General features: G+C 64.5%; 21 protein-coding genes and 1 pseudogene. 12 read left to right on the forward strand and 10 right to left on the reverse strand.

All coding sequences use genetic code 11. From position 1 onward, the window contains the following. Positions 1 to 84 precede the first annotated feature (84 nt). From GOALK_RS02295 to GOALK_RS24120, 4 genes are all read right to left on the reverse strand, one after another. A complete protein-coding gene (locus GOALK_RS02295) occupies positions 85 to 1,371 on the reverse strand; it encodes a hypothetical protein (protein ID WP_006357169.1) in 1,287 nt (428 codons plus the stop codon). A 149-nt stretch (positions 1,372 to 1,520) separates the two neighbouring features. Then, positions 1,521 to 2,156, reverse strand: coding sequence for a TetR family transcriptional regulator (locus GOALK_RS02300; protein ID WP_006357170.1), 636 nt, complete (start codon positions 2,154 to 2,156; stop codon positions 1,521 to 1,523). A gap of 2 nt (positions 2,157 to 2,158) precedes the next feature. Next, on the reverse strand, positions 2,159 to 4,375 hold the full coding sequence (locus tag GOALK_RS02305; RefSeq protein WP_006357171.1) for an MMPL family transporter: 2,217 nt from the start codon (positions 4,373 to 4,375) through the stop codon (positions 2,159 to 2,161). A gap of 294 nt (positions 4,376 to 4,669) precedes the next feature. Next, a complete protein-coding gene (locus GOALK_RS24120; protein ID WP_232283132.1) occupies positions 4,670 to 6,574 on the reverse strand; it encodes a Vgb family protein in 1,905 nt (634 codons plus the stop codon). A 295-nt stretch (positions 6,575 to 6,869) separates the two neighbouring features. On the opposite strand from GOALK_RS24120, the gene GOALK_RS02315 reads away from it, so the two are divergent. Both GOALK_RS02315 and GOALK_RS02320 read left to right on the forward strand, forming a co-directional pair. Beyond that, positions 6,870 to 8,159, forward strand: a complete 1,290-nt coding sequence (locus tag GOALK_RS02315; RefSeq protein ID WP_006357173.1) for a sensor histidine kinase — start codon at positions 6,870 to 6,872, stop codon at positions 8,157 to 8,159. Then, positions 8,092 to 8,772 (forward strand): response regulator, encoded by a 681-nt coding sequence (locus tag GOALK_RS02320; protein ID WP_006357174.1) that lies wholly within the window; start codon positions 8,092 to 8,094, stop codon positions 8,770 to 8,772. Before GOALK_RS02315 ends, GOALK_RS02320 begins: the two co-directional genes overlap by 68 nt. 20 nt (positions 8,773 to 8,792) lie before the next feature. On the opposite strand, the gene GOALK_RS02325 is transcribed toward GOALK_RS02320, so the two are convergent. Continuing rightward, on the reverse strand, positions 8,793 to 9,179 hold the full coding sequence (locus GOALK_RS02325; protein WP_006357175.1) for a DUF5997 family protein: 387 nt from the start codon (positions 9,177 to 9,179) through the stop codon (positions 8,793 to 8,795). A gap of 41 nt (positions 9,180 to 9,220) precedes the next feature. Between GOALK_RS02325 and GOALK_RS02330 the strand changes: the two genes are divergently transcribed. Next, positions 9,221 to 10,003 (forward strand): LysR family substrate-binding domain-containing protein, encoded by a 783-nt coding sequence (locus GOALK_RS02330; RefSeq protein WP_006357176.1) that lies wholly within the window; start codon positions 9,221 to 9,223, stop codon positions 10,001 to 10,003. Between the two features lie 15 nt (positions 10,004 to 10,018). Here GOALK_RS02330 and GOALK_RS02335 read toward each other — a convergent pair. The 3 genes and pseudogenes from GOALK_RS02335 to GOALK_RS24465 form a co-directional block, all read right to left on the reverse strand. Continuing rightward, positions 10,019 to 10,702, reverse strand: a pseudogene (locus GOALK_RS02335) (NADPH-dependent F420 reductase); the annotation flags it as partial. A 148-nt stretch (positions 10,703 to 10,850) separates the two neighbouring features. Then, positions 10,851 to 12,314 carry a sodium:solute symporter family protein gene (locus tag GOALK_RS02340; protein ID WP_006357178.1) on the reverse strand — a complete coding sequence of 488 codons (1,464 nt, stop codon included), beginning with the start codon at positions 12,312 to 12,314 and terminating at the stop codon, positions 10,851 to 10,853. After that, positions 12,311 to 12,442: a hypothetical protein gene (locus tag GOALK_RS24465; RefSeq protein WP_006357179.1), complete on the reverse strand. Its 132-nt coding sequence runs from the start codon at positions 12,440 to 12,442 to the stop codon at positions 12,311 to 12,313. The genes GOALK_RS02340 and GOALK_RS24465 overlap by 4 nt, the downstream gene beginning before the upstream one ends. A 1,018-nt stretch (positions 12,443 to 13,460) precedes the next feature. Here GOALK_RS24465 and GOALK_RS02345 point away from each other — a divergent pair. The 9 genes from GOALK_RS02345 to GOALK_RS23795 all read left to right on the forward strand — a co-directional run bounded on the left by GOALK_RS02345 (position 13,461) and on the right by GOALK_RS23795 (position 23,683). Further along, positions 13,461 to 14,366, forward strand: a complete 906-nt coding sequence (locus tag GOALK_RS02345) for a restriction endonuclease (RefSeq protein WP_006357180.1) — start codon at positions 13,461 to 13,463, stop codon at positions 14,364 to 14,366. A gap of 229 nt (positions 14,367 to 14,595) precedes the next feature. Next, the gene (locus tag GOALK_RS02350) at positions 14,596 to 15,762 is read left to right on the forward strand and encodes a hypothetical protein (RefSeq protein WP_006357181.1); all 1,167 of its coding nucleotides are present in this window, start codon (positions 14,596 to 14,598) and stop codon (positions 15,760 to 15,762) included. Positions 15,763 to 16,565: 803 nt separating this feature from the next. Beyond that, positions 16,566 to 16,790: a hypothetical protein gene (locus GOALK_RS02355; protein WP_040003930.1), complete on the forward strand. Its 225-nt coding sequence runs from the start codon at positions 16,566 to 16,568 to the stop codon at positions 16,788 to 16,790. Beyond that, entirely contained in the window at positions 16,787 to 17,764 is a 978-nt protein-coding gene (locus GOALK_RS02360; protein ID WP_006357185.1) for a hypothetical protein, read from the forward strand. The genes GOALK_RS02355 and GOALK_RS02360 overlap by 4 nt, the downstream gene beginning before the upstream one ends. A 380-nt stretch (positions 17,765 to 18,144) precedes the next feature. After that, complete coding sequence (locus tag GOALK_RS24725) at positions 18,145 to 20,178, forward strand: AAA family ATPase (protein WP_157139123.1); 2,034 nt, start codon at positions 18,145 to 18,147, stop codon at positions 20,176 to 20,178. Further along, on the forward strand, positions 20,126 to 20,263 hold the full coding sequence (locus tag GOALK_RS23240; protein ID WP_232283133.1) for a recombinase family protein: 138 nt from the start codon (positions 20,126 to 20,128) through the stop codon (positions 20,261 to 20,263). The genes GOALK_RS24725 and GOALK_RS23240 overlap by 53 nt, the downstream gene beginning before the upstream one ends. Positions 20,264 to 20,690: 427 nt before the next feature. Then, complete coding sequence (locus GOALK_RS02370; RefSeq protein WP_006357187.1) at positions 20,691 to 21,428, forward strand: recombinase family protein; 738 nt, start codon at positions 20,691 to 20,693, stop codon at positions 21,426 to 21,428. Between the two features lies 1 nt (position 21,429). Beyond that, entirely contained in the window at positions 21,430 to 22,815 is a 1,386-nt protein-coding gene (locus GOALK_RS02375) for a site-specific integrase (RefSeq protein WP_006357188.1), read from the forward strand. A gap of 394 nt (positions 22,816 to 23,209) precedes the next feature. Further along, the gene (locus tag GOALK_RS23795) at positions 23,210 to 23,683 is read left to right on the forward strand and encodes a hypothetical protein (protein ID WP_157139121.1); all 474 of its coding nucleotides are present in this window, start codon (positions 23,210 to 23,212) and stop codon (positions 23,681 to 23,683) included. A gap of 24 nt (positions 23,684 to 23,707) precedes the next feature. Here GOALK_RS23795 and GOALK_RS02380 read toward each other — a convergent pair whose 3' ends face one another. Further along, a complete protein-coding gene (locus tag GOALK_RS02380) occupies positions 23,708 to 24,889 on the reverse strand; it encodes an LPO_1073/Vpar_1526 family protein (RefSeq protein WP_006357190.1) in 1,182 nt (393 codons plus the stop codon). Then, positions 24,886 to 25,158, reverse strand: coding sequence for a hypothetical protein (locus GOALK_RS23800; protein ID WP_157139122.1), 273 nt, complete (start codon positions 25,156 to 25,158; stop codon positions 24,886 to 24,888). The genes GOALK_RS02380 and GOALK_RS23800 overlap by 4 nt, the downstream gene beginning before the upstream one ends. Positions 25,159 to 25,359: the final 201 nt, after the last annotated feature.

Here is a 25,359-nt window from a genome sequence, read left to right on the forward strand (position 1 = left end):
GGTCGGGCGACGCTGTCCGAGATCACCCCACGATCCTAGATGTTCCTTCGCCGGACGAACGGCCGTGACCGTCAGTGGTCGGATTCAGCAGGCCGGGCTACCCGGGAACGCCGGCACGCCGAGACCGCAACCGACCGCGGTCACCGCGCGGATTCGGGCCTCGGGATTGCGCCGCTCGAGTGCGGGGATCAGGCCGTTGGTGACCACCGTGGTCTTCGCTGCCGGGCTCGTGGCCGCCGGGTTCAGCACCCCGCGCTCGCGGGCGAAGTTCACCAGCTCGTCGTAGACCATCGAGAGGGCTGCCTCGGTGGTGCGGTCCTCCGCAGCGAGATCGTGGAAGTCCACGCCGGTCTCGTATTCGTGGCGCACCGCATGCGGTCCCTGATTGCAGGCGCGATCGAGCAGGTCGATGTCGAAGGCACGGTGTCGCGGCGTCGGTGGGGTCATCGTGGCCCGGTCGGTGCACGTATGGTGCGAGATCCGGTCGCCGAGGGCGTGGATGTAGATGCCGATACGCGCGTTGGCCGACTGCTTACCGACGTAGGAGTCGAATCGCTCCGAGGTCACCCCGTCGGTGATGACCTGGCGGCCGGTCACGTTCTGGAAGGGGAGCGTGACCGGATAGGCGACGCTGTACTGCCCGGTGATCTGGGCCGGGTTGTTGCGCCCGCCGTAACACGTTGTTCCGGTGGCAAAGTCGCCGCGCGCGGTCCGGTCGGTGAAACCGCCGGTGCACAGGGGTGCGTCGCTGCCGGGGCCTTCCATGGCCCAGCGCCGGATGTGGGTGAGCATCACCTCGTGCCGCGGATCGTTCACGTTGGGTCGCAACCCGTTCGGTACCGGCGATCGCGGACCACGCATCGTCGGCAGCACGTGGAAGAGGAACCCGCCGGTGTTGAAGTGAGTGCGCACGAGACCGCTGATGTCCTTGGTGGTCAACGCGGCTGCGTTCGGGACCTTGTTGCTGCGCATGTCACGGGGCGCGAAGGTACCGAGGTCGGTGGCCTCGCTGTAGGCGGCGATCCAATAGGCGTCCTGCAGCGAGAAGCCCACCTTACGCGCCATGATGTACGTCGAATCGGTGTGCACCAGACTGCGTCCGCCGAGCGGTTGCTGCAGCGTGTAGCCGTAACGGATGGCGCCGCGGATGCCGCACAACGGATCGTCGCCGTTGTTCGGCGGGCAGGCGAACGGCAACGGTGCGCAGTTGTGAGGTGGTGCTCCCGGCGTGTAGCAGATGTCCTCGGCGAAACCCCGGGCCGTCGGCGGTGATGCCACGATCAACGACGTCGCGGCCAAGACCAGTGTCAGCGCGGAGACCGCGAGAGTACGTGGCCAGAGCCTGATCTGGAGGTGTCGGGTGGGGCGCATGCTGATCCCTCCTGCAAGGATCAGCTCATCGTAGGTTGGGTCATGCCCGTGCACTGTGGCTTTCGGGAACTGCATCGGAAGCCGTCACGAAAATGCGCCCCTGACAACGCCCTCGAAATACGCCGTCCACAGTTGGACCGGCGACGTAGTCAGTCGAGCGGAAGCCCCTGTTCGAGAAGATCGATCGCCCGCAGGGTCGTCTCGATCTGCAGATCCGCGGGGTTGTCGTCGCCTTCGGTCGCGAGTCGGAAGGTCACCCCGGCCACCGCGTCGAGGAACACGCCGAGGGCGAAGTCGTCGGCGTCGCGACCGAGGTGGTCGGCGATGAGTTGCCGCATCCCGGTCATCATCCGCTCGGACTCGGCCTGGAAGGTTTTCTGCAGCAGGGGTTCCGACCGGATCAGCTGCATCCGAAGCGGATTGCCGACCCACGGGTCGTCGACCGTGAGGCGGTGGAGTTCGGTGAACAGACGCCGGATGAGGTCGAAGTGGCCGAGTCCGGGCGGCATCGACTCGACGATCGCTCGGGCCTCGGTCTCGAAGTGTTCTCCGCCGATCACCACCTGTTCCTTGGTGGGGAAGTAGCGGAAGAAGGTCGTGTGGGAGACGCCCGCGGCCTCGGCGATCTGCTCGACGGTCGTCTTCGCATAGCCGTGTTCGGAGATGAGGCGAAGCGCCGCTTCGCGAATCGTGTTGCGGGTCCGCGCCTTCTGCTGCTCACGTAACCCGGGCCGACGCCCCGGGCTGTTGCCCGGGGCGTCGGTGGTGGATGGAGCGCTGGACACGGTCAGCTCGCCGGTACCGGCGTCTTCGTCTCGTCGGGATCGGTGAGTCCGCGGTGACGGACCGACTCGCCTTCGATGTCGAAGTTGATGACGAGCTTGTCGAGCCACTTGGGCAGACCCCAGGCGCGGTCGCCGAGCATCGCGATGACGGCCGGGACGACCAGCATGCGGATCACGAAGGCGTCGAACAGGACTGCCGAGGCGAGGGCGAAGCCCATCATCTTGGCCGTCGTCTCCGGCGAGAGCATGAACGCGGCGAAGACGCTGATCATGATGATCGCGGCGGAGGTCACCACACGAGCGCCGTGACGGTAACCCGCGACGATGGCCTCCTTCGCGGTCATGCCGTGGATGTACTCCTCGCGCATTCGGGTCACCAGGAACACCTGGTAGTCCATCGCCAGGCCGAAGACCACTCCGATCAGGAAGATCGGCAGGAACGAGATGATCGGCTGGGTGTTCGTGATGATGCCGAACCAGCCCTCCTGGAAGATCGCGACGGTGATGCCGAAGGTCGCGAGGACCGAGAAGATGAAGCCGACCGTGCCGATCAGCGGCACCCACAGGGAGCGGAAGACGCCGATCATGATCAGGAACGCGAGCCCGACGACGACGATCAGGTAGGGGATCAGCGCGTCGTTGAGCTTCTGCGAGAGGTCCGACATGATCGCGGTCTGTCCACCGACATGCAGTTCGGCGCCCTGCTTGTCGACGACCGGTGAGTACGCACGGATGTTCTCCATCAGCGTGTGCGTCGCCTCGGACGAGGGTGCGCTCTTCGGTGTCACGGTGATGAGTGCGGTGCTGCCGTTCTGCCCGCCCTCGTTGCCGATCCAGGTGAGGGAGCCGGGGTTGACGACGTCCTTCAGCCCGGCGATGTGCTTGACGGCCTCGTTCGCGACGGGCGCGATCGGGGCGTCGTCATCGTGCAGGACGACGAGCAGCGGGCCGTTGATGCCCTCACCGAAACCCTTGCTCAGCAATGCCTGTGCCGGTGCCTCGTCCTCGGTCGACAGCGACAGACCCAGCTCCATCTTGGTGGCGGGGATGGCCGCGGCGGCGAGAGCGAACAGGCCGATGACGATGAACGGGATCGGGGCCTTGACTACGGTGCGGCCCAGACGGACACCCAGGGTGTCGCCGTCCTCGGTCTGCTCGGCGTGCTTGATCCACGGGATCTTCGGGCGGAAGGCGAAGCGGCCGAACGCGCCGAGGAGAGCGGGGATGAGCGTGAGTGCGGCGGAGACGGCGATGAAGACCGCCACCGCGGCGCCGGCACCCATCTGGGTGATGATCGGGATGCCGATGACCACGAGGGCGACGACCGCGATGATGACCGTGAGACCTGCGAACACGACCGCTGATCCGGCCGTTCCGACCGCGCGGCCGGCGGCATCGGCCGCATCACCACCCCGGTTCAGTTCGGCCCGGTACCGGGACACGATGAACAGCGCGTAGTCGATGGACACCGCGATGCCGAGCATCGTGACGATTGCGGTCGCGGACTGGTTGATCGAGAGCAGCTCCGCCGACAGCGTGAGCAGCATGATGGTGATCGCGACGCCGACGATGGCGGTCACCAGCGGGATGAACGCGGCGATCAGGGCGCCGAAGGCGACGATCATGACCACGAAAGCGATGGCGAAACCGATCAGCTCGGCGGCGCCACCTTGTTCCATCACCTGCATCAGGGCGCCGGTGGCCTCGACCTGCAGGCCGTTGCCGCGGTTCTCGTCGAGGATCTTGACGAGCTCTTCCTTGTTCTCGGTCGTCAGGTCCATGACCGTGATGTTCTGACGGACCTGGATGAGGCCGACGCGACCGTTGTCACCGAGGACCGAGGGCGCGATCGCCGGGTCGACGGCAGCGGCCACGACCGGGTTCACCACGGTTTCCGGCGCGATGACATCGGGCAGCGTGCGCAGATCCTCGGCCAGCTTGTTGATCTGCTCGGTGTGGTTCTGCAGGCCGTCGTCGGCGGCCACGAGGATGCTCGTGGAGGCGCGCTCCTGCTCCTTCATGACCTGCGGGAAGTACTCCTCGACCTGCTCGGTCGCGGTGCCGGAGTCGGTTCCGGGGAGGCTGAAGTCCTGGGCGAACTTCGGCTGTAGGACGCCGACGAGCGAGACGACCGCGATCATCGCGGCCAGCCAGGCCGCGATCACGGCCCATTTGTGCCGGAAGGAGAAACTCCCCAGCCTGAACAGAAGCGACGCCATGGCGTGTGAACCCTTTCGGTTTTCGAGCGCAGGGTCGGCGTCGGCGCCGACCGGTGGTGCGACATGCGACGGTCGCGTCACATGTGTTAGTGACTAACACTAGTTACTGAGTACCAGTTTTGCACTGGTCCCCGATTCCGGCGCGAGAGACAAGCGTGACCTGCACGCTTCCGTTAGTCACGCGAATTAGCGCGAATTCTGTGACAAAGTTCCACAAATCGGACACGAAGACGCGATGTCGGTCACACCTGCGTCCCCGATGTGAGGTGCTCTGCGTCTGCGAAGGGTGCCCGGTCAGCGCACCGGTACCGGTGCCGCAGCACCGACCAGGGCGACGATGTGGAGTCCGCCCGGGTTGGTCTGGAGCGGGACCTCTTTCCAGTTGTTGGTGGTCCAGACATTGCCCGCGGGGTCGACGATGATGCCGGTGCTGCGCGCGAGCCCGTCGAAGAAGTAACCGGTCACGTCCGGGGAGATGGCGTCGCCGGTGCTTTTGCCGGGCGGGCAGGTGGCGGCGTTCGCGCCGCAGAACTTCGAGACGCGCTTGCCGGCGAAATTGCCGACCCAGACATTGCCGTCGCCGTCGGTGGTGATGCCCCACGGGATCGTGATGCCACCGCCGCGCAGCGGCCCGACGAGGGTCTTGCCCGTCGGGCCCAGAGCGGACACGGAACCGAACGATCCTGTGCCGGTGGGACGGTCGGGACACGGCAGCGTGATGGCCCCGGAGTTCGCGATCCACACGTTGCCGCGGGCATCGGTGGCCAGGCCCAGCGGATTGTCGACGTGGGGTCCGGTGATCGGGGTTCGCAACGGTCGTCCGGAGCGGTCCAGCATCGCGATCGAGCTGCTCTGTAGGCCGCTGACGAAGAGGGCCCGGCCGTTGTCGACGAGATGGAAGGGCTGCTTCACGCCGACCTTGATGCTGCGGGCGCGGCTCGGGTCGCCGTCGGGGAAGACGGTCAGTGAGTTGGTGGCGCAGTTGGTGGTCCACACCGATCCGGTGCGGTCGGTGGTCATGCCCTGCGGCCAGCTGATCGATCCCTGCGTGAAACCGGCGGGCGGAGAGAGAACTTCACCCTGCGCGCTGAACTTCGACAGCGAGTTGTGTGGCGGCTGGCGGTCGGCGGGGCAGCCCGGTTCCGGTGCGGCGAAGCCGTAGTTGCTCACCCAGATGTCGCCGGAGTGGTCCCGGGTGATGCCGTAACCGGCGCCGCTGAGGCCGCCGCCGGTGATCGGGCGTCCGCCGACGAGTTTTCCGTCGGGCCCGAAACGGAACAGGTACTTGCTGCCGCACACCGCAGTTCGCGGGTCGGCGTTGTACTCGTAGTTCGCGTTGACCCAGATGTCGCCGCCCTCGCCGATGACGAAGTTGCCCGGGCCGGCGAGAAGTCCACCGCCACCGTCGAATCGGAGGGCCAGCGTCCAGGCGGCGGGCGGAAGCGGAAGTGCCCCGGCGCGAGCGGGTCTCCGCAGTGCGACCCCGAACAGTCCGGCGGGGTTGTGTTCCGGGCTTCTCGCCATGTTCGCCATCGCCTCGACCATGTTCGACGGCCGGCCGCTCAGCGGGGTCGTCGTCGCGGACCGCAGAGCAGCGCAACCCTCGGGTGACGAGGTGCAGGCGGCGAGCGCATTGGACAGCGAGAGGAACGCGGCCTGGGTCGACGTCTGTGCACCGTTCGGTGCTGAGGCGAGGGTGGAACCGATCCGGCCGCTGGTCGGATCGGCGAGGTTGCCCGCCATCGACGCCGCGTTGCGCACGCCCGGTGCCAGGCCGCTGATGCGAGTGCCGTCGACGAACTGTGCCATCGCGTAACCCGTTGCCACGGTGGTCAGCTCGTTCACGGTCAGGCGGGAGGGCAGGGTCGGGGAGATCGTGGCGAGGGCGGTGAAGGAGTTCGGTTGTCCCGCCGGGGTGGCGGTCACGTAGAAGGCGTCGTCCGTGCCGGGCTGTGCGGTGGGTCGGAGAGTGAAACGACCGGACCGATCCGACCGCGCGACACCGGCGCTGCGCACCGGCGACGAATCCGTCCCGGTGATCCAGGCGCGCACCTCCCACGCCCGTGCCGGACCGTCGGCGACCACGGTGCCGGCCACATCACCGGGTGCAGCTGACGCATCCGAGACGCCGACGATGCACAACGAGGCGATCGCACCCATCGTCGCCAGTAGGGTGACCGGAATTCTTGGAAGTCGCACGGGAACTCCTCGCAGCACGCGCTGACCCGCCGAGGTCGCGAGCCGGGAACGTTCCGGAGCGTACCGAGGATCGGTGGCCCGGCGGTGCGTCGTCGTGCAGGGTTCCCGGACGCCCCAACCATTCGGACTGGTAACGGCCCTCGCGTACTGCGGACGTAGTAGACGATCCATACCGCGTATGTCGCATTTGCCGCGATTGCGGCTAGGGGGACCGTAGGAGACGGAGATGGAGACGGATCGCCGCGGGTGATCAGACCACAGGTGCGTAGCCCTGATCAGCGGTAATCTGCTGCGCGTGGACCTCGACGAACGGTGGGTGCGATTCGCCCGTCGTCGTCCGCTCATCTCGTCGGTGGTCGTCGCCGGGCTGGTCGCCGTCGGCACGGTGCTGGCGTTGCGGGTGGTCCAGCGGGGCGGCCCGGGTGACACGAGTCTCGAGGCGGCGTTGCTGGGCGTCGCGGCGTCGGCGTTCCTGGTGGCGAAGAATCGCGCGCCACTGGTGTCGGTGGCGGGAACGACCGCCGGAGCGGTGATCTACATCGTGGCGACCGGCTCGTTCAACTCGGCGATGAGCCTGCCTCCGGCAATCGCGTTGTACACCATCGCCTCCCGATATCCGATGCGTCGGGCGATGACCGTGACCGCGGCCGCAGCCGGTGCGCTCCTCGCGGCATCGTTCATCTGGGGTGACGACTGGTTACCGGTCGAACGGATCGGCGCCGTCGGCTGGCTGTTCCTCGGCATGTGCGTCGGGGCGCTGGGTCGTGCTCGCAACGGGTACCTCGAGGCCATGAAGGCACGCGCGGAGGCGGCCGAGTCACAGCGGGAGGTGGAGGCCGCGCAGGCCGTGCTCGCCGAGCGGATGCGTATCGCCCGCGACATCCACGACGCGGTCGCGCACCATCTGACCGCCATCAACCTGCAGATCGGAACCGCGCGGCGACTCGTGCACGCCCGCCCGGAGGTGGCCGAACAGATGCTCGCGCAGATGCACGACATCGCCGGTGCCGCGCTGAGCGAGGTCAAGGCGACGGTGGGGATGCTCCGTCGGGATTCGCTGACGGTCCCCGAGCCGGGTGCCGGGATGTCGAGCATGCCGGGCATGGTCGAGGTGTACCGCAATGCCGGAGCGTCGGTCGTGGTGACCGTGTCGGGCGAGGAGCGGCCGCTGCCCGACGACGTGGATCAGGTCGCCTACCGGGTGATCCAGGAGTCGCTCACCAACGCGGTCCGCCACGCGCCCGGGACGCCGGTCGCGGTGCGCTGCCGATACGACGACGATGCCGTCGCGATCGTCGTCGAGAATCGGTTGCGCCCCGACGACGCCCGTGCAGGCGAGGGGGGTCGGGACGCCCGTGACCTGCCCGGGCTCGGGATGATCGGCATGCGTGAACGGGTCGTCGCGGTCGGTGGGACGCTCGACGTGCGGTGGGTGGACGACCTGTTCGTCGTCGACGCCGCCCTGCCGGCCGGTGGTGGATCGGCTGATCGCGAGGCCACCGTGAGAGGAGATGTCGATGACCATCCGGATCGTCCTGGCCGACGATCAGGGTCTGTTCCGCAGCACCCTGCGCCTACTCGTTGACACCGAACCCGACCTCGAGGTCGTCGCCGAGGCGACCAACGGCGGCGAGGCCGTTCGTGCGGCCCGACGCTTCCACCCGGATGTCGTGGTCGCCGACATACAGATGCCCGGCATCGACGGCATCGCGGCCACCCGCTCGATCACCTCGGACCCGCTGCTTCGCGGGACCCGGGTGATGGTGCTGACCACCTTCGAATACGACGACAACGTCGCCGCCGCATTACGCGCGGGCGCAAGCGGTTTCATCGGCAAGGACGCCTCACCGCAGGAGCTCCTGGACGCGATACGCGCGGTGGCGCAGGGTGACACGCTGATGTCTCCCACCGCCACCCAGATGCTGGTGAGCCACTTCCTGTCTCGCCCGGCGGCCGGATCGGCCGCGGAGTCCGCGGTCGTCGGGACGTTGACCCCGCGCGAGCGGGAGGTGGTGGTGCTGGTGGCCGAGGGATTCGGCAACGCGGAGATCGCCGACCGCCTGCAGATCAGCGTGTTGACCGCGAAAACCCATGTGAACAGGTCGATGACGAAGTTCGGCGCGCGGGATCGGGCGCAGTTGGTGGTGGCGGCATACGAGTGCGGACTCGTGGTGCCGGGGCGACGCTCGGTGCGATGACCGGGGCGGGAATCCGCCGGTCAGTTGTCGGCGTTCTCGGCTTCCTCGCGGTCCCGACGACGGTCCTCGTGGAGTGACTTGACGCGTCGTTCCTCGCGGCGGACCTCCACCTGCGTGGCGCGTTCGGCGGCGAGCCACTCGGGCATCTCGGCGAGCAGGTCGTTGATCTGTGCGGTGGTCAGCGCCTCGGCGATCCCGTTGCGGACCAGGGCGGAGTTGGAGACACCGAGCTTGGCCGCGACCAGGTTCTTCGGGTGCGGTCCCTCGGCCCGGAGGGTCTTCAGCCACTCCGGCGGGTCGGCCTGCAGGGCGGCGAGCTCGGCGCGTGTGATGGAACCCTCGCGGAACTCCGCGGGGGTCGCCGGCAGGTACACGTCCAGCTTCTTGGCGGCGGTGGCCGGCTTCATCGACTGCGAACTCATTCCCCCAGGGTATCGGGCGGTAGCCTTTGGTCGTGAGCACACCCGACCGGGCAGGCGATTCTGGGGCTTCGACGTTCCGACTGGCATACGTCCCCGGCGTGACCCCCGGCAAGTGGGTCCGCATCTGGGAGGAACGGCAACCCGACGTCCCGCTGGAGCTCGTGGCCCTCGAGGTCGCCGAGTGTGCGGGGGCCATCGCCCAGGGAAGTGTGCAGATGGCGATCACCCGTCTGCCCGACGCTCTGCGGCACGGCGATGCCGGGCCACACCACACGATCGAACTGTACGAGGAGACCACTGTCGTCGTGGTTCCCAAGGATCATGTGCTCACCGCGGGTGACGAACTGACCCTCGCCGACCTCGCCGACGAACAGATCCTGTGGCCGCTCGACGAGCCGGCGACAGGCTTTGACGATCCAGCCGGCCGTCCCGGCACCGCCGTCGAGCACCGTCCGGAAACGACCGGCGACGCAATCGAACTCGTGGCCGCCGGCATCGGTGCCCTTCTCGTGCCTCAGTCATTGGCGCGGCTACATCACCGCAAAGACCTCGTCTACCGCCCGGTGACCGACGCTCCGACCGGCACCGTCGGTCTGTTGTGGCCGGCCCCGACCACCGAGCTGGCCGAGGAGTTCATCGGAATCGTCCGCGGCCGCAAGGCGACGTCGTCGCGTGGACACTCCGAGCCGGTGCCGAAACGGTCGGCCAAGGAGAAGGCCGCCGCGAAGCGGGCCGCGCGAGAGGCCGCGGGCAAGGTCCCGGGAAAGAGTGGCCGAAAAAAGCCCGGGGTGCGTCCGAAGCGACGGTGACGTCGGCCGGAAGGCTCAGGCGGCGCGCCACTCCGGGGTGCGTTCCGGCGAGGCTTCCTTGAGTGCCGCGAGCGTGTCGTCGACGCCGAAGTCCTTGCCGTACACGGGTGTTCCGGGCTGTTGACGCCACGACTCGGCGAGCGGTCCGGCGTCGACCGGGTCGAAACCGAGCTCGTCGACGATGCTGAACACGATCGTCTTGCCGTCCGCGTCGTCACCGGCGATCGGCAACGCGATCCGACCCTCGGCGCCGTCCGGAAGACCCTTCTTGAGCAGGTGCTTCCAATAGATTCCGTTGAACACCTTGTACACCGGCACACCGAGCTGCTCGGACACCCACACGCTTTCCGGTGTGCCGTTCTCGATGGCCGCGATCTTCCCGTCACGCTGCTGCGGGTAGTAGTTGTTGGTCTCGATCACCGGGGCACCCGGCTTACGAGCGTCGAGGATGCCCGGGGCCAGGTCAGGCGTGTTCTTCTGCGGGATGGACACGATGACGAGGTCGGCGTCCCGGGCCGCGTCCTTCGCCCATACCGCCGTTGCGCCGGTTTCTTCTGCCAGGTCTGAAAGCGTCTCGGGCGCGCGCGAATTCGACACGCGAACGTCATGTCCCAGTTCGGTGAGTCGACGAGTCAGCGTTCCGCCGATGAATCCTGCTCCGATGATCCCGATCTTCATGCTGTACCTCTTCCGACGATGTCGTTGACTCTTCGCGCAACGGTGGTCGGGGTGGGGGCATTCCCCGGGCCGGGTTTATGTGATCTGGGGATCAGAAAGTGCCTGGGCCGTGCGGCGCGACGGGGCGGCCTTTCGCATCTCTGCGAAAGGCCGCCCGGTCGCGTGGTGGTCACACTGTGGAAGCCACCGGCTGTTCAGCAGTGGTGGGCTCGGTGGCTGTCGCTTCCACCCGTCGACCGTCCCACCAGGATCCGACCACCATCGCGATGATCGCGCACACCAGCGTGGGGACGATGCCGTGGAGTTCGATCACCCCCTGCTTGCGCAGGACCTCGAACACGATCAGCACGATCACGCCGACAACCATCGACGCCACCGCACCGGTCTTCGATGCCCCCTGCCAGAGCAGTCCGATGAACAGCGGCACGAACAGGCCTGCGGCGAGGAGTGAGACCGCGTACGAGGCGAACGTGAGGATCAGCGGTAGCGGGCTGAACGACATGAACGTGGCGGTGGCCACCGCCAGTGCACCGATGACGCCGGTCGAGATTCGCGAGAGCTTCAACGCTGTCGCGTCGTCCGCGGTCTTGCGCAGCGTGCACACGATGTCGCGACCGAAGTACACACCCATCACGTGGAGAAGTGAGTCGGTCGTCGACATCACCGCGGAGATCAGACCTGTCAGCGCAATAGCCGCGATGATGGTGCCGCCGTGGGTGAGCAGGAATGACGGCAGTGCCGAGTCGCCCGTCATGGACGGGTCGATGATCGCGATGCCGATACCGATGACGAGGATGGGTGCGTTCACGAGCCAGAAGGAGATCGCCGATCCCCAGCCGAGCACGAGTCGGGTGGTCCGGACATCCGGGCAGGACAGGATGCGCTGCAGATAGTTCGGCATGCACGCGACGCCGAGTCCCCACGAGAGGCCCCAACCGAAGGCGAGCATCCAGGTCGGCACCGGGCCGCCGAGGAACTGCGACAACCCGGGGCCATCGCTCCAACTCAGGCCGTCGCTTCCGACTTTGGTGATGACCAGGACGAGCGTGATCAGAACCGCCGCCACGAGTACCACGAGTTGGTAGGCGTCGGTGCGGGCGACTGCTTGCATACCACCGGTGAGGGTGTACAGCACGAAGATGGTGCCGACCACCAGGATCACCGCCCACACCTCGAAGCCGATCGTGGTGGAGAGCAGGATGCCGACCGCGAAGAGCTGAGCGATGAGGTAGACGAAGTAGGCGATCACGATGGTGCCTGCGGAAGTGACGCGAACTGAGCTGTCGCCGTAGCGTTTTCCCAGGAGTTCGGGAACGCTCTCCGAGGTGCGGCCGGCCCGGTGAACGCGACTGGACATGAGGACGAGGAACAACAGTCCGCAGCCGAGGCCGAGGAATGTGTACGGGACGAGGGCGAGGCCCATGCCGTTCGCGGAGCCGACCAGACCGATCACCGTCAGGGCCGAAACGTATGTGGCGGTGAAGGTCATCGTGCCCAGTACCGGACCCATGTTGCGTCCGGCGACACTGTAATCCGACGACGTGGTGATCTTCTTGTTGCTGCGGAGCCCCACGATGAGGATCAGAACGAAGTAGATCGCGACCAGAATGGTGAAGGCTGTCTGCAGACTCACTGGTCGACACCCTTCGCCTTGACCCGGTCGCGCCAGTTGAGGATGAGCGCTGCCGCCAGCGGCGCACCGCCGCCGAGCACCATCACGGCGATCGAAGCGGCGACTGCAGGAACGGATACTGAATCCATCCGGAGGCCTTCTTCCTAGATGTTGGGATGATTGTGTACACGTGCAGATTTATGCAAGGGAGGATTCCCAGCTGGCGACTTCGCAATTCAACGCTAAGCCGTACGGGGAAGCCCGGTTTCACGAGGTGTGAGCATAGTTAGCTTATGTAACGGTCATGTGACGCGCAACACTCTGACGAGTTAACCGTAGCGGGTTGTATACATTCCTGCAACGGTTGGAGGCGATTCGCCAAGCGGTCCAACGGTGTTCCAATGAACGGGAACGGCGAGAGATTCAGAACGGCGGCGTGCTGGACTGTTGGACTGTTGGGGTGTTGTGCCGCGTCTAGTGCGCGCGGAGCGGGTCGACGTGATGGCGGAGCCGATGACGGGAGTCGAACCCGCGTAATCGGTTTCGGTAGTCGAAACTCAGACCCAAAGGGCGCCAGTGGGATTCACTGAGAATGCTCCATGACCTGAACCGATAGTCCGACGAGCGCCAACGGGAAACAGCGGAACTCGGGGGCCGATGTGGCCCGGCAACCGCCGCAATAACTCAGATCACGAAAGAAATGATCGACGCGGAGCTGGCCGGCCTGGACTACAAGCGTTCCGCTGGCACCGTCACCTCGAGAACGGACTCACTGCGTGGGGAGTGTTCTGCGCAGTGTTCGCGGCGAACCTGGCGACCGGAGTAGTGGCCGGCATCGTGACGTGGCTCGTCTTCGTTCTGGGGAGTTGGTAGGAACCGACTCTCGCCTGCGGTTTCCGTGGAGCCGATGACGGGAATCGAACCCGCGTATTCAGCTTGGGAAGAATTTTCAGGGTCCGAACGTGGGTTCGAGTCGGTGCAGGTAGACGCCTCGCCGGGGTACACGTAACCGCTGGTCAGGTCTGGTAAACAGGCCGCTTTCGGCCCGCTTCGGGACGCCTCCGATTCGGTCCCGGACGGCTGGGATTCGGTCTCGGACGCGGCCCCTGTGCGGCCCCGTTTGGATGAACGGCATGCGGGTGAGCCGGTAACAGCTCGCGTGGTGAGATGCTTGTCGGCATGTCCGTTAAGGTGCCTCCCTACCAAGACATGCTGTGGCCGACGTTGCAGGCCGTCATTGCTCTCGGAGGGTCCGCTTCCATTGAAGAACTCGACGCAGCGGTGATCGAACGTGAGGGATACCCGCGCGAAATGCAGGACGTGCTGCACGGCGACGGACCCACTACGGAGATCAAGTACCGCCTTGCGTGGGCGCGCACATATTTGAAGGGGATGGGACTTCTAACCAACAGTAAGCGCGGCGTTTGGAGTGTGACTGAACTCGGCAGGGTGACTTCTGAGACCCAGATCGAGCCACTGCGAGCCGAGTACATCCAAACCGTGCGTGAGAACCGCATCAAGAAGCGACAAGGTCGATCGGAGGCCGTGCGGGATGCGGAGTCTCCGTTGGCTGACGAGCACGGCGGAGATAACGAAGGTGTGGAATGGCAGGAACGCCTGCTAGATGTACTACTGGAGATGTCCCCGGCGGGCTTCGAGAATCTCGCTAAGAGGCTTCTCCGCGAGTCAGGGTTCTCAAGCGTGGTCGTTACCGGCAAGAGTGGCGATGGCGGGATCGACGGGATGGGTGTGCTCCAATTGTCTCTGTTGAGCTTTCCCGTCTACTTTCAATGCAAGCGGTACCGAGGCAGTGTGGGGTCTTCTGCGGTGCGCGACTTCCGGGGCGCCATGGCGGGACGTGGCGAAAAGGGACTGCTGATCACCACTGGATCTTTCACGAAGGACGCTCAAGACGAGTCGAAGCGTGACGGAGCGCCGCCGATAGACCTCATCGACGGCGACAGGCTATGCCAACTTCTCAAAGAGAACGCGCTTGGCGTCGAAACGCGGGAACGTGTGGTTGAAGACGTCACCGTCGATCCAGACTTCTTCTCCGCGCTGGAGCCGCGGTAGACGCCCGCCAGTCTTCTCCCTCGACGCTGCGCTATCCCAATTCGTATTGACGCGCAGTGTGTGCGGGGGAGCTTCGAGTACCGTTAGGACCGAGCCGTCGTCGGAGGCGACCGGCTCAGCATCTTATCCGCTCAACCCCGCTGCGCGGTGCGTAGCAACTCCCTGGGCTGGTGGCCTGGAGCGAGAGCAAACCTCAGATCACGCCACCCAAACAACAGGGGAGACAACTATGTCCGTGCAACCCGTCCGTCAGCTCGCGCTCGCACCCATCTTCGGTGCAGAACCCCGGCGAGGCCGAGGTATCAGCAGCCAGGCCGACGTCCTCGTCAACTCCACCGCCGACGGCATCGACCTCAACGTCATCTGGGACGAGTGGGCGGCGGTGCTGGAGGTCTGGAACGAGGAGCGCGCCTCGATCGCCTCCCTCCTCAGCTTCTATACGACGCTGCGTGGCGAGGCCGTCCCGCAGACGTTGGCACAGATGAAGTTTGAGGAAGCCTCCGAGTTCGGTGTCCCGGTTTCGGGCCGTGCCGATGCAGACGTGCTGCGCCTCGGCTATACCTTCACGGACTACGATCTGCGACTCGGCACTACTTGGAAGTTCCTGCGCGACGCCGATTCTCGGCAACTCGACGCCAACCTCACCCAGGCAATCGAGGCAGATAACCGATTGCTGACCGGTACCGTGCTGAACCGGTTGTTCGATCCGACGCCCGGCGCCAACGAGGACGCAACGACCGTCTATGGCCTCTACACCGGTGACGACGGGATCGCCCCGCCGCCGTATATGGGCGTGGAGTTCCCCGAGACCACGTCGCACTACCTCGTCAGCGGCGCCAACACAATCGACTCCGGGGATCTTGAACTGGCAATCAAGGCCATCACCTCCAAGGGCTACGGCCCGGTGGCCGGCGCCCAGCTCATCATTCTCTGCAACGAGTTCGAGGCAGACGTGATCGCGACGTTCCGTCGCGGCGAGGAGTCCCGGACGGGTGGGCCGGTCGCCAAGTACGACTTCGTACTGTCGAAGTCGGCTCCGGCATACCTCACCGAGGAGACAGTCGTCGGACAGCAGGCCCCCGAAACCTATAAGGGACTACCAGTCTTCGGGAGTTATGGTCATGCGCTCGTGATCACGTCGAACCTGATCCCGGCCGGGTACGTTGCGGTCGCGGCGACGGGCGGTCCCAACTCGGAGGTCAACCCGATCGCGATTCGGCAGCACACCAACGCCGCCTATCACGGCTTGCGGATCATCCCCGGAGCGGAGAAGTATCCCCTCCAGAACTCATATCTCCAGCGATCCTTCGGAGTCGGCACCCGTCGTCGCGGTGCGGCAGCCGTGATCCAGGTGAAGTCGACGGGAGACTACGAACCGCCCACGTTCGCAGTCTGAATCGACTTTCGAACCCTGCCCAGTCCGGCGTGCTTACCTCCTCGAGCGCAACCGAGGGGGGCGGACCCATCTAAGGAGACACACAATGCGCAACCCAAGAGATCCCGGCGAATCGGAGTTCTCGACTGGGCGGGCGAATGGTCGCCGCACCACGACCGACCCCTACCGTCCGGCCCGCGACGCCATGCCGGGCAACCCAGGTCCGACCGTGACCCCGCTGAGCGTGGAGGGTGGACATACGTATCGCGGCACAATCGCAAGCGACACCACCGCCGAGGCGCAAGCTCGGTTGCTTCCTCCTCCCACCGCTCCGCTGCCGAGGAAGCGAGTCCGACGAGCGTAGTAGCGCGGATGTGTGGCAAGTCACACGCGGGGATGACTGGCGAGAAACGCGCCTCAGTACCGCGTGTACGCGTTTTCACGAGATCGCCCAATAGCTACCTACTCGGGGCTTGTTACTCGAAAGTGATAGTTGAACGCTTATCTGTTGGTGTGCAACGTAATTCGCGTACCGGTCCGGAACGGTTCGGGTACGATCTAGGTATCGGCCCCGAGAAGCCCGGCCCGCGCGAGCGTCCCGGAGGAGGAACGGACCAGTCGAAGCCATCGAGGCGGCAGGTGTTAAGCCGTCCTCCGTGAACGCCAGTGAGGCGCGCCCATTCCTGTTGGCGGGAACCCAGTTAAGGGTGGCGCGCTTAGGCAAGTAGACGACAACAAACCACGCATGCAACTGGCCGATCTCTGCCAGGGCGTGCGTCGTGCGTCGTGCGTCGACTGGCATTGTTCCCACAGAGGACAACAACATGCATAAACCGGAAGAGCCCCACTATCGCGGCGAACAGGCGGCCGCTGAGCGGATCGCCGAGAAGTACGGCGTGCGTTGCAGTTCCAGATTCGTTAAGACGGAGACCGAGTCGGGCCGGTTGGCCGTCGTGATCTTCGCTCACCAGCGGTGGTATGCGGAAAGCGACCTCGACGCCTGGTTCGCTTCGAAGCGCAAGGTTCTCAGCACGGGCGGTGCAGCATGACGCCGGAGCGCCGCGCGGAGATACTGGCGAAGCCCTACATGGCGAACTTGGCTCTGCGGCATCGAACCGCTAATCCTCAGGTGGATGCGGAGGAGGCGGGCACACGAGACGTCAAGCACTATTCACCTCGGGCCAGATCGAATCCAATTGTGGGGCCGGTGCTTGCGGAGGTTGCGGATACGCCGGTGACCTACCCCGAGCCCTCGAATCTCGCAGAGCTGCTGGCGTATCTGTACTCGAACTTGGCCCGGCGTCGCCTGCTCAACTTCCGCGCGGGTGGCTACACGACGGAAGAGCTGCGGGACGCGACGGACCCAGCACTGCTGCGGCCCGAGCGAGTGCAGACCTACGAGGGACTGCTTGGCCGGGCGGTAGTGGGTGCTTCTGGGCAAATCGATGTCATCCTCCATGATCCTGCTGCTCCGCGCGTCGGGGGTGCGCCGGTTGCGTTCCCGACCGTTGCGAATCCGTTTGCGTCGGTGCTGCCGTACGACAATGTCCGCTACCTTCCTCTGCCAGACGACGCATCGAGCGACGAACATGGCGTCGCGTGCAGTGTCCTCCACTTGCGTCAGAAGGGCGCAGAGGATGGCGACGAGGGCTCTGATGACTTCCACTTCGATGACTTCGACGACGATGTTCCGCAGGACACCGAACCTTGGACGCGTCCTTCACCGATCAAAGACGCAGAGCCGCAGGAGGCATGGTCGGTCGAAAGACTCGTCTCGTGGCTGATGCACCGCTTCGCGTCAGCGTGCATCTTCTGTGAGAGGGCAGGACGAGACCGGGCGCCGGACTGGGGCGGGGTTGTCGTACGCCGAGGGCAGCGAGTTCACGTTCTACCGATCTGCTCGACGTGCCTTTGTGATGCGACCGGCGTCTACGAGCTGGGGCTCTTAGACAACTCGTTAGACATCTTTCGCAACGATGGTTTCCACGATGATCACGGGTGGTTTGAGGACCGGTGGCTCTAGCTTTCGCCAGCCCCGTAAACGCCGACTGACGTCCACAGAGGCCGGGATTAAGGCTCTGTGAACGCCAGCGACGTTGATCCAGGGAGCGGGCGACCTGGTATCGAATCCATCTGCGCAACAGAAAGACTCGCACTATGAGCATACCTAACCTCTCGTTCGATACAGCTGACGACGAGTCCCGACCACCTGCCGAAAGGGTCTCGCGCGATCCCGAGCGTCCCGACGAACGGCTGCGCGAGACGAGCGTTCCCGTCGCCGAGCGGGCGAGGGAGGGCCTGAACGGTACGTCGGCGGCATCGGCTACCCCTCGCGGTTCAACGCGACGAGGGCGTTACGACCGTCTATCACCCGACGAGTTCGTAACGCACGGCGAACGGCTGATGGAACGGGGATGGCATCCGATTCCCCTGGGGGACGGAAAGAGGGACAGTAAGGGCAAGACGCTCCTTGAAATCGGGGTCACTGGTCACCGTGGCGTTGACGCAGATAGTGTTGAAACACTGCGGAAATGGGCCAGCAAGCACGCTTCGCGTCGCGGCGGTCTGAATCTCGGAGTGCGGATGCCGCTGGGGGTGATCGGTATTGACGTCGATTGTTACGACGGCAAACCCGGGGCCGAGACGATTGCAGCGTGCGAGACCCAGTGGGGCAAGCTTCCTGCCACCTGGACTTTGACCGCTAGGACAGACGGAAGCCGGAAGCTCTTCCTCCGAGTGCCTGACGGGTGGGTCGGGGTAGGCCGGTTGCCGAACGGCGGTGTTGAGCTACTTCAGCGCCACCTGCGCTACTCGGTCGCTCCTCCCTCGGTTCATCACTCCGGGAACCTAGTTCGAGCTTTCGGCCCGGATGGGAAGGGGTGTGAACAACTCCCGCCTCCTGAGCAGCTACCAGAACTCCCGCTGCGATGGCTGGAGGGGTTGCGCAGCGACGTGGAGGATCTGCCAGTCAGCAGTAGTGCAGAAGGTCGGGAGCTGCGGGGCCGGTTCCTCGGCGGAGAGATGGCTCCGGAAGTAGTCGCCAGGATCAACGAGTTCCTGACCGCTTTAGCCGACGGCGCTAGCCGACACGACGCCTGTGCGACCGCAACATACGCACTGTGCGCCCTTGGCGCTGAACAGTATGCGGGCGTGGCTGGAGCGTTGAACCTCGTGGAGAGTGCCTTTGTTCATGCTGTGGCGAGTGAGCGTGGCGGGGAGGCGGTGGCGCGCGAGGAGTTCGACCGCATGATGAACGGTGCACTCAGGAAAGTGGCTAGGAACAATCCGGCCGCGAGCTTAACGGCTGAGGACGTGGCGTTGGCTCGCGAAGCCTTTGCGCCGGGCGGTGTCTGGCATCCGGACAACCCGAAGGGCAACGTCTATTACCTGCATCGGCGCGGTCAGCGCGCCGATCCGCCGCCGCAGGCCGATGGACGCCAGTTCACGCAGTCGCTGGCTCAGGTGACCCCGACTAAGGTGCGATGGTTATGGCATCCCTGGATTCCGCTGGGCAAGCTCACGATCTTCGAGGGCGAACCAGATGTCGGCAAGTCGACCATGACGCTGAAGCTCGCGGCGATGGTGAGCAACGGTGGCCCCTGGCCACGCGTTGACGTCAGTGGTGACACTAGCCGCAACGAGAAGGGGCTGACCGATCCGGCTGCTGTTGTCCTCGTGGGCGTGGAGGATGACCTAGCCGACACGGTGGTCCCGCGCCTGGAGGCGGCGAAAGCTGACCTGCAACTGGTTTCGGCAATGGCGAGACCGAGAGACGCAAACGGTCAACCGATTCCGTTCCTTGTTCCCGACGATGTGGCCAAGCTGCGTCGCGCAATCGACGAGGTGGACGCGAAGCTGGTCGTGATCGACCCGATCAGCGCGTTCATGTCGGACGCGGTAAAACCGGGTAGCGATACGGCAAACCGTAAGGCGCTCATGACCCTCGCGGATGTCGCTGAGCAAACTGGAGCTGCGATCGTCCTCGTGCGCCACCTCAACAAGGGGACGGGTATGAGCGCGAAGCACCGTGGGGGAGGGTCTATCGCCTTCACAGCTCTCGCGAGGTCGGTCCTGTTGGCGGCGAAGCTGGACCCGAGCGAGGATCGCGAGAACACCAACGCAACACACGCCCTCGCGTCCACCAAAGGGAACCTTGCCCGAGCACCGAAGACGATGGGGTACGAACTGCGTTCCAGCCCCAGCGATCCAGACTCGCCGGTCGTCCGCTGGGCCGGTGTTCTCGAGGAAAGCGCAGACCAACTCGTCGGTGCGGACGGAACCAAGGGCGACGCCAGAACCAGCGCGCCCGCACGCGATGAGGCTGGGCGACTGATTCGAGAGATGTTGGCTGATGGGCCCCGCGATGCGAAGGAGGTTCGGAAACATGCGCCGCGAGGAAGGGCTGGGGCCGAAGGCTATCGCGAACTGGCTCGATGAGGCCGGAATCGCAACGCCGGGTGGGGGTTACCGATGGCATTACGCGACAGTTCGTCGGGTGCTGAGTAGGGAAGGGGTGGCCTGAGATGGCGTCGGTCTCTAGGTTCACGTCCAAGCGGGACAACAAGCCCTACTACAAGGTGAAGTGGCGGCCGTTTCCGCCTGGCGGTCGATAACCCCCCGCGTAGAGCCGCCTCGGCTATCTGCCCCCACGCCGGCCACGTCCATCGCCACGCTAAGTCGCTGAGACGGCGGACCCTTCCCGGTAGGCCGACCCAGCGTTCAACGTGGGGAGCGTTGGAGGTACCTGGGTAGAACCGCGATCGTAGCGACGCTCTACCGGCCCGACGGGGGCGGAGTGCATACGAAATGAGTTGCCAGCGAGCAACTGTGGACGTTTCGACAGCATCTAGGTGGCGTACCGTCTGCGTCGTCGGAACCGTCGTAACGACCGTTTTGCGATTCCGACGCCCGCCCACCAGGAACTACGCCGAAACGCAGGAGAGAACACGATGACCAAGAGCAAGCCCACGTCCAGAGCGGAGGCGCTACGCCGCGCCCTGGCCGATAAGTCGCAGCCAGCCGAGCCGGAGGTGGCCGAGTACCAACCACTGAAAGTTATTGGCTACGTCAGGGTATCGACCACTGTGCAGGACACCAACGGCTACGGCTTGCGATCCCAGCGGGATTCTCTGGCAGAGTATTGCAGGGAACGTGGCCACCAGTTGCTCACTGTTACAAGCGATGTGGTCAGCGGCGGTAAGGCCGCGGAGATGCACGGCCGAGCCGTCGCGATCAACGCCCTCGAAGCGGGCATGGCGGATGCGTTGCTGGTGCGGGCACTGGACCGTGCGACCCGCGACCAACTCGACGCCGCCGAACTCTACAAGCGCGCCGAGTTGCACGGTTGGCGACTGCTGGATCTGGAAGGGGCGGACAGCGGCGAACCCAGCCAGCGACTCACCGCCGACATACGCCTCGCCGTGGCTGCGGAAGAGCGCCGACGCATCAGCGTCCGCACCAAGGAGGGCCTGGCCCGAGCGAAGCGCGAGGGAAAGAAGCTTGGCCGGCCAAGTCGCATCGACCCGCTCGTGGTGAAGGAGATCGTCAGCATGCGCCGCGAGGAAGGGCTGGGGCCGAAGGCTATCGCGAACTGGCTCGATGAGGCCGGAATCGCAACGCCGGGTGGGGGTTACCGATGGCATTACGCGACAGTTCGTCGGGTGCTGAGTAGGGAAGGGGTGGCCTGAGATGGCGTCGGTCTCTAGGTTCACGTCCAAGCGGGACAACAAGCCCTACTACAAGGTGAAGTGGCGGACGCCGGACGGCAAGCATCGCACCAAGGGCGGCTTCCGGACGCGCAAAGAAGCGGACGCCTACGCCACTTCCGTCGACTTCAACCAGCGTCGCGGAACCACGTTCGACCCGAGGTCCGGCGACGTCACGTTCCGCGTAGCGGCGGCAGCGTGGCTCGACAGTCGCCACGACCTCAAAGCCACGACCCGACGCGGGTACGCATACGCCCTCGCCCCAGCAACCGAACGACGAGGCGAGATGGGCGCGTTGGGGATTGACGCGGTGTTCGGCGGATACCCGCTCAACGCCATCAAACGCGAACGCATCTCGGAGTGGGTCGATCTGTTGGTGAGGGCGGGGAAGAAGCCGAGCACCGTGCGGCATGCCTACTTCCTAGTGCGGATGGTGCTGGCGCAGGCAGTGGTAGATGGTCGACTAACGACGAACCCGGCCGACTACGTGCGCCTACCTGGGGAGCACAGCGCAACGGGCGGCACGGCTGGCGTCGTAGACGACCCGGCCCAGTTCCTCACCGCGACTCAAGTTGCCGCACTCGTCGCAGCGACGCCCTGGCCGTTCAACGTCTACGTCCACATTGCCGCATGGGCCGGATTGCGGGCAGCGGAACTGGCAGGGTTGCAGGTGGGGGACGTCGAACTACCGACCCGGACGATCAACCCCAACGTGCGCCCGAAGCCGGGGACGTTGCGCGTGGAACGAACGGTGCAGGTTGTCGACGGCGTTGCCAGTTACGTCGCGCCGAAGACTCGCGGCAGTCGCAGGCGCGTACCGCTCACCCCGGCGACGGTGGACCTACTACGTAGCTACCTGGCCGAGCATCCGCGCGCCGACGACCCCACAGCACCTCTGTTCCCGGCGATGCGACTCATAAGCGAGCGGCCGACGGGCATCAAGGCGGACGGCGAACGAACCGCCAGGGCGAAGGCCGGACGACAGGCAGACGCCCTGGCAGCGCTCGACGTACAAGACGCGGAGCTGCGGTTGGCGCTGGACTGGACCGAGCTGGTACGGCACCCGACGTTCTACAAGGCAGTGTTCCGGCCTGCGGTGCTGCGCGCCAACCGGCTGGCCGGCCACGCGCTGCTACCTGCGGACCTGAAGTTCCACGCGCTCCGGCACACGTACGCGTCGTTGTGCGTGGCAGCGGGCATCGCTCCGCTGGAGATCGCCCGGTTCATGGGGCATGCGAAGGTCACGACCACGCTCACTGTCTACGCGCACCTGTTCGAAGACGACCACACCGACGCCATGAGCGCGCTCGGCGCGATGGATGCGCCGACATCGACTAGCGGCGGGAACGTATTGCGGCTGCGAAGGTAGCTAAACACTGTCGTCTACGTCACTTAAGCTCTTGTGCATGGCACGTAGACGGTTGTCGCAACGAACGGGCAAGTCAGAACCGGATGGCCCATACGAAGGCGTACCGCCTCATTTGACGCACCTACTGGAGCACTGGTTCGACTCGGTTTTGAGTTCCGGGCCGGGTGGGTATTTTAGTAACACGGAGACCATTCGTGAGCTTGCATCTTTCATGCGAACTTCCGTGCCTGCAGGTTGGGATGCGCATGACGTCGCCGCAGGACTCCTCAAGTTGGGCCGCGCGAATGGAGACTACTTTCTCGACCTCATAGATGGGCTTCTCCAATTGCGGGGGAGTGAGACAAACGGCAGGGCGCTCGCACGCCTGCTAGAGACGTCGGGATCAGTTTGGACGGTGGCGGACGATAACCGGTCTCTGATCCGTGTCGTTTCCGACCAGACCCAATCGACCTACGAGATTGCAACGTCACCTGAGGACGATGCCTCCGAGGAACTCAGGGAGGCGTGGACTAATGCATTTGGCCGTGACGGCGACCCGTCCGACGCTTGGGACCATGCGATAAAGGCCGTCGAGGACGTGCTGATCCCTGCTGTAGTGCCCAACCAAGCGAAGGCAAATCTAGGGCATGTCGTGGGTCAACTCCGTAACCAAGGTAATCAATGGAAACTGGTGCTGCCGGGCAAAGCGCAGGATCACGACGTAAGTCCGCTCGTTGGGATGCTCGACGTGATATGGCCGAATCACGATCGCCATGGCGGCGTGTCTTCTAAGCGCCAGCCGTCAGAGGAAGAAGCGCGCGCGGTTGTCACACTGGCCTCGACGATCGTGCAGTGGCACCGTGAGGGTTGGGTGGTTCAGCGTCGTTGACCAAGCGTTGCAAGAAAATGGTGGCTAGTCGTCTGTCGTCGATGTGCCACTTTCTCGACTGCCATTGTTGACGTTAGTGTCGATTACGAAGTATCCCGACATTGGCGCTTTTCCCTCAGGGTCCCGAATGGCGAGCTCTTGGTCGGCGAGCATCATCCCGACGGCACCTAGTCGGAATCTCAGAGCGCCGGACGTCGTCAGTGTTTCTAGGAATTCCGCTAGTTCGGGAAACGAGTCCTTCGCCACCGATTCGAACTCGTCCTCGTCGATCGATCGTTTACGCACGAAGTCGGCGAACCTGTCACGTGAGGTCAACTCCTTTTTCTCTCGTGACGCGCCCATAAAGCCGTCTCGCCGCTTGGATTCGAGAATGTCGTCCGCAAGGGCGGGTGATGGCAAATGTAAGTCCGAGTCGGGCGATGTGAGCTGAATCAGCCCAGCTAATTCCGCTATCACAATCTCGGGGGGCAATTCGTCCAGACGGAAGGGTTTACACATGGAGTGTCTGTGACTGCCGTGAATCACGGTGTAAGCAGTGTATTTTCCGCCGAATGCCTCGGCCGTCACTTGACGCTCTGACCATACGCCCAAGGCCTGCATGTATTCGTACTCTAGGTAATCTGAAGGGATACTTCCGTAGTAAGGGCGTAGGCCTTCATCGAGCGCTCCCAAGAGGGTTTGCGGGTCGACGATGTTGGGATAGTACTTAAGTGTGAGCCTAGCGACGACGGCAATTCCGTTGAGCTGCAACAGAGAAAGTTTCGGTGCCAAGTCGACGCATTGCCGCAGAAGTTGCTCCCGATGAGTCCGGACTGGTTCGGATATCATCTCAGATACAAGATTTGCTAACAGAGCGCCCAGGTCTTCATCGCCTGTCTCGCCATAGCCCTTCTGTGCCGCCGACAAAGCAATCTGAATTCGTGGCTCGGAAAATCTGTTAAGTAGCTTAGGGTCGCGAGCAATAACACGCTCGAGCACAGCCAGCGTCAATCGCTCTCCGCGCTCAGAGAAATCCTCCAACGCCGCGGCGGTGATATCCGGCATCGACATGTGGAGAACCTCACGGCAGATACCTGCAGCTTCTTCGCGCGAGATACCTTGTCCGTAGATGTTGAAGGTGTTGCCAACGTTGCTTAGATTGATGTCTTGTCCAGCGCCGTACTGTTGCGAACCGCCGCCCGCTGATTGGCTCGTCTCTCGACTCATTTGCCGTTATCGATATTCCCGTGAATATTGATGTTTCCATCCGACATCAGCTGGTTCGACTTGTCGCCAGCTGCCTGAGATCGGTTGCCGGTGCCCGATTGCTGAACGCCAGTGAGTAGTCGCCGTGCGCCGCCGTTGCTCGTTGGCCAGGGGAAGAGGAAGGCGAAACCGAGAACGATCACTGTAGCCAGCGTGACTAGAACCCACGATGCAGTTGTCTTCGCGATGGGAAGTGCGGCGACGACGAACATCGCAGCCGCGATGCACACGTTACCGATCCATAGTCGGCGTTCAGGTGTCAAGGTGCCAACCTCTACTGGGTCCACATGGGGTTACGTCTCTCTGAGACATCGTCCCATAGGGGTACGACAGCGAAGCGCGAGACACGGGCCGCGGCCCGGATGCGGCCCCGATTCGTCCGAACGAACCACAAAAAGCCCCGGTTAAACTCTCTGACCAGGGCTTTCGTC

Source organism: Gordonia alkanivorans NBRC 16433 (assembly GCF_000225505.1).
GTDB lineage: Bacteria > Actinomycetota > Actinomycetes > Mycobacteriales > Mycobacteriaceae > Gordonia > Gordonia alkanivorans.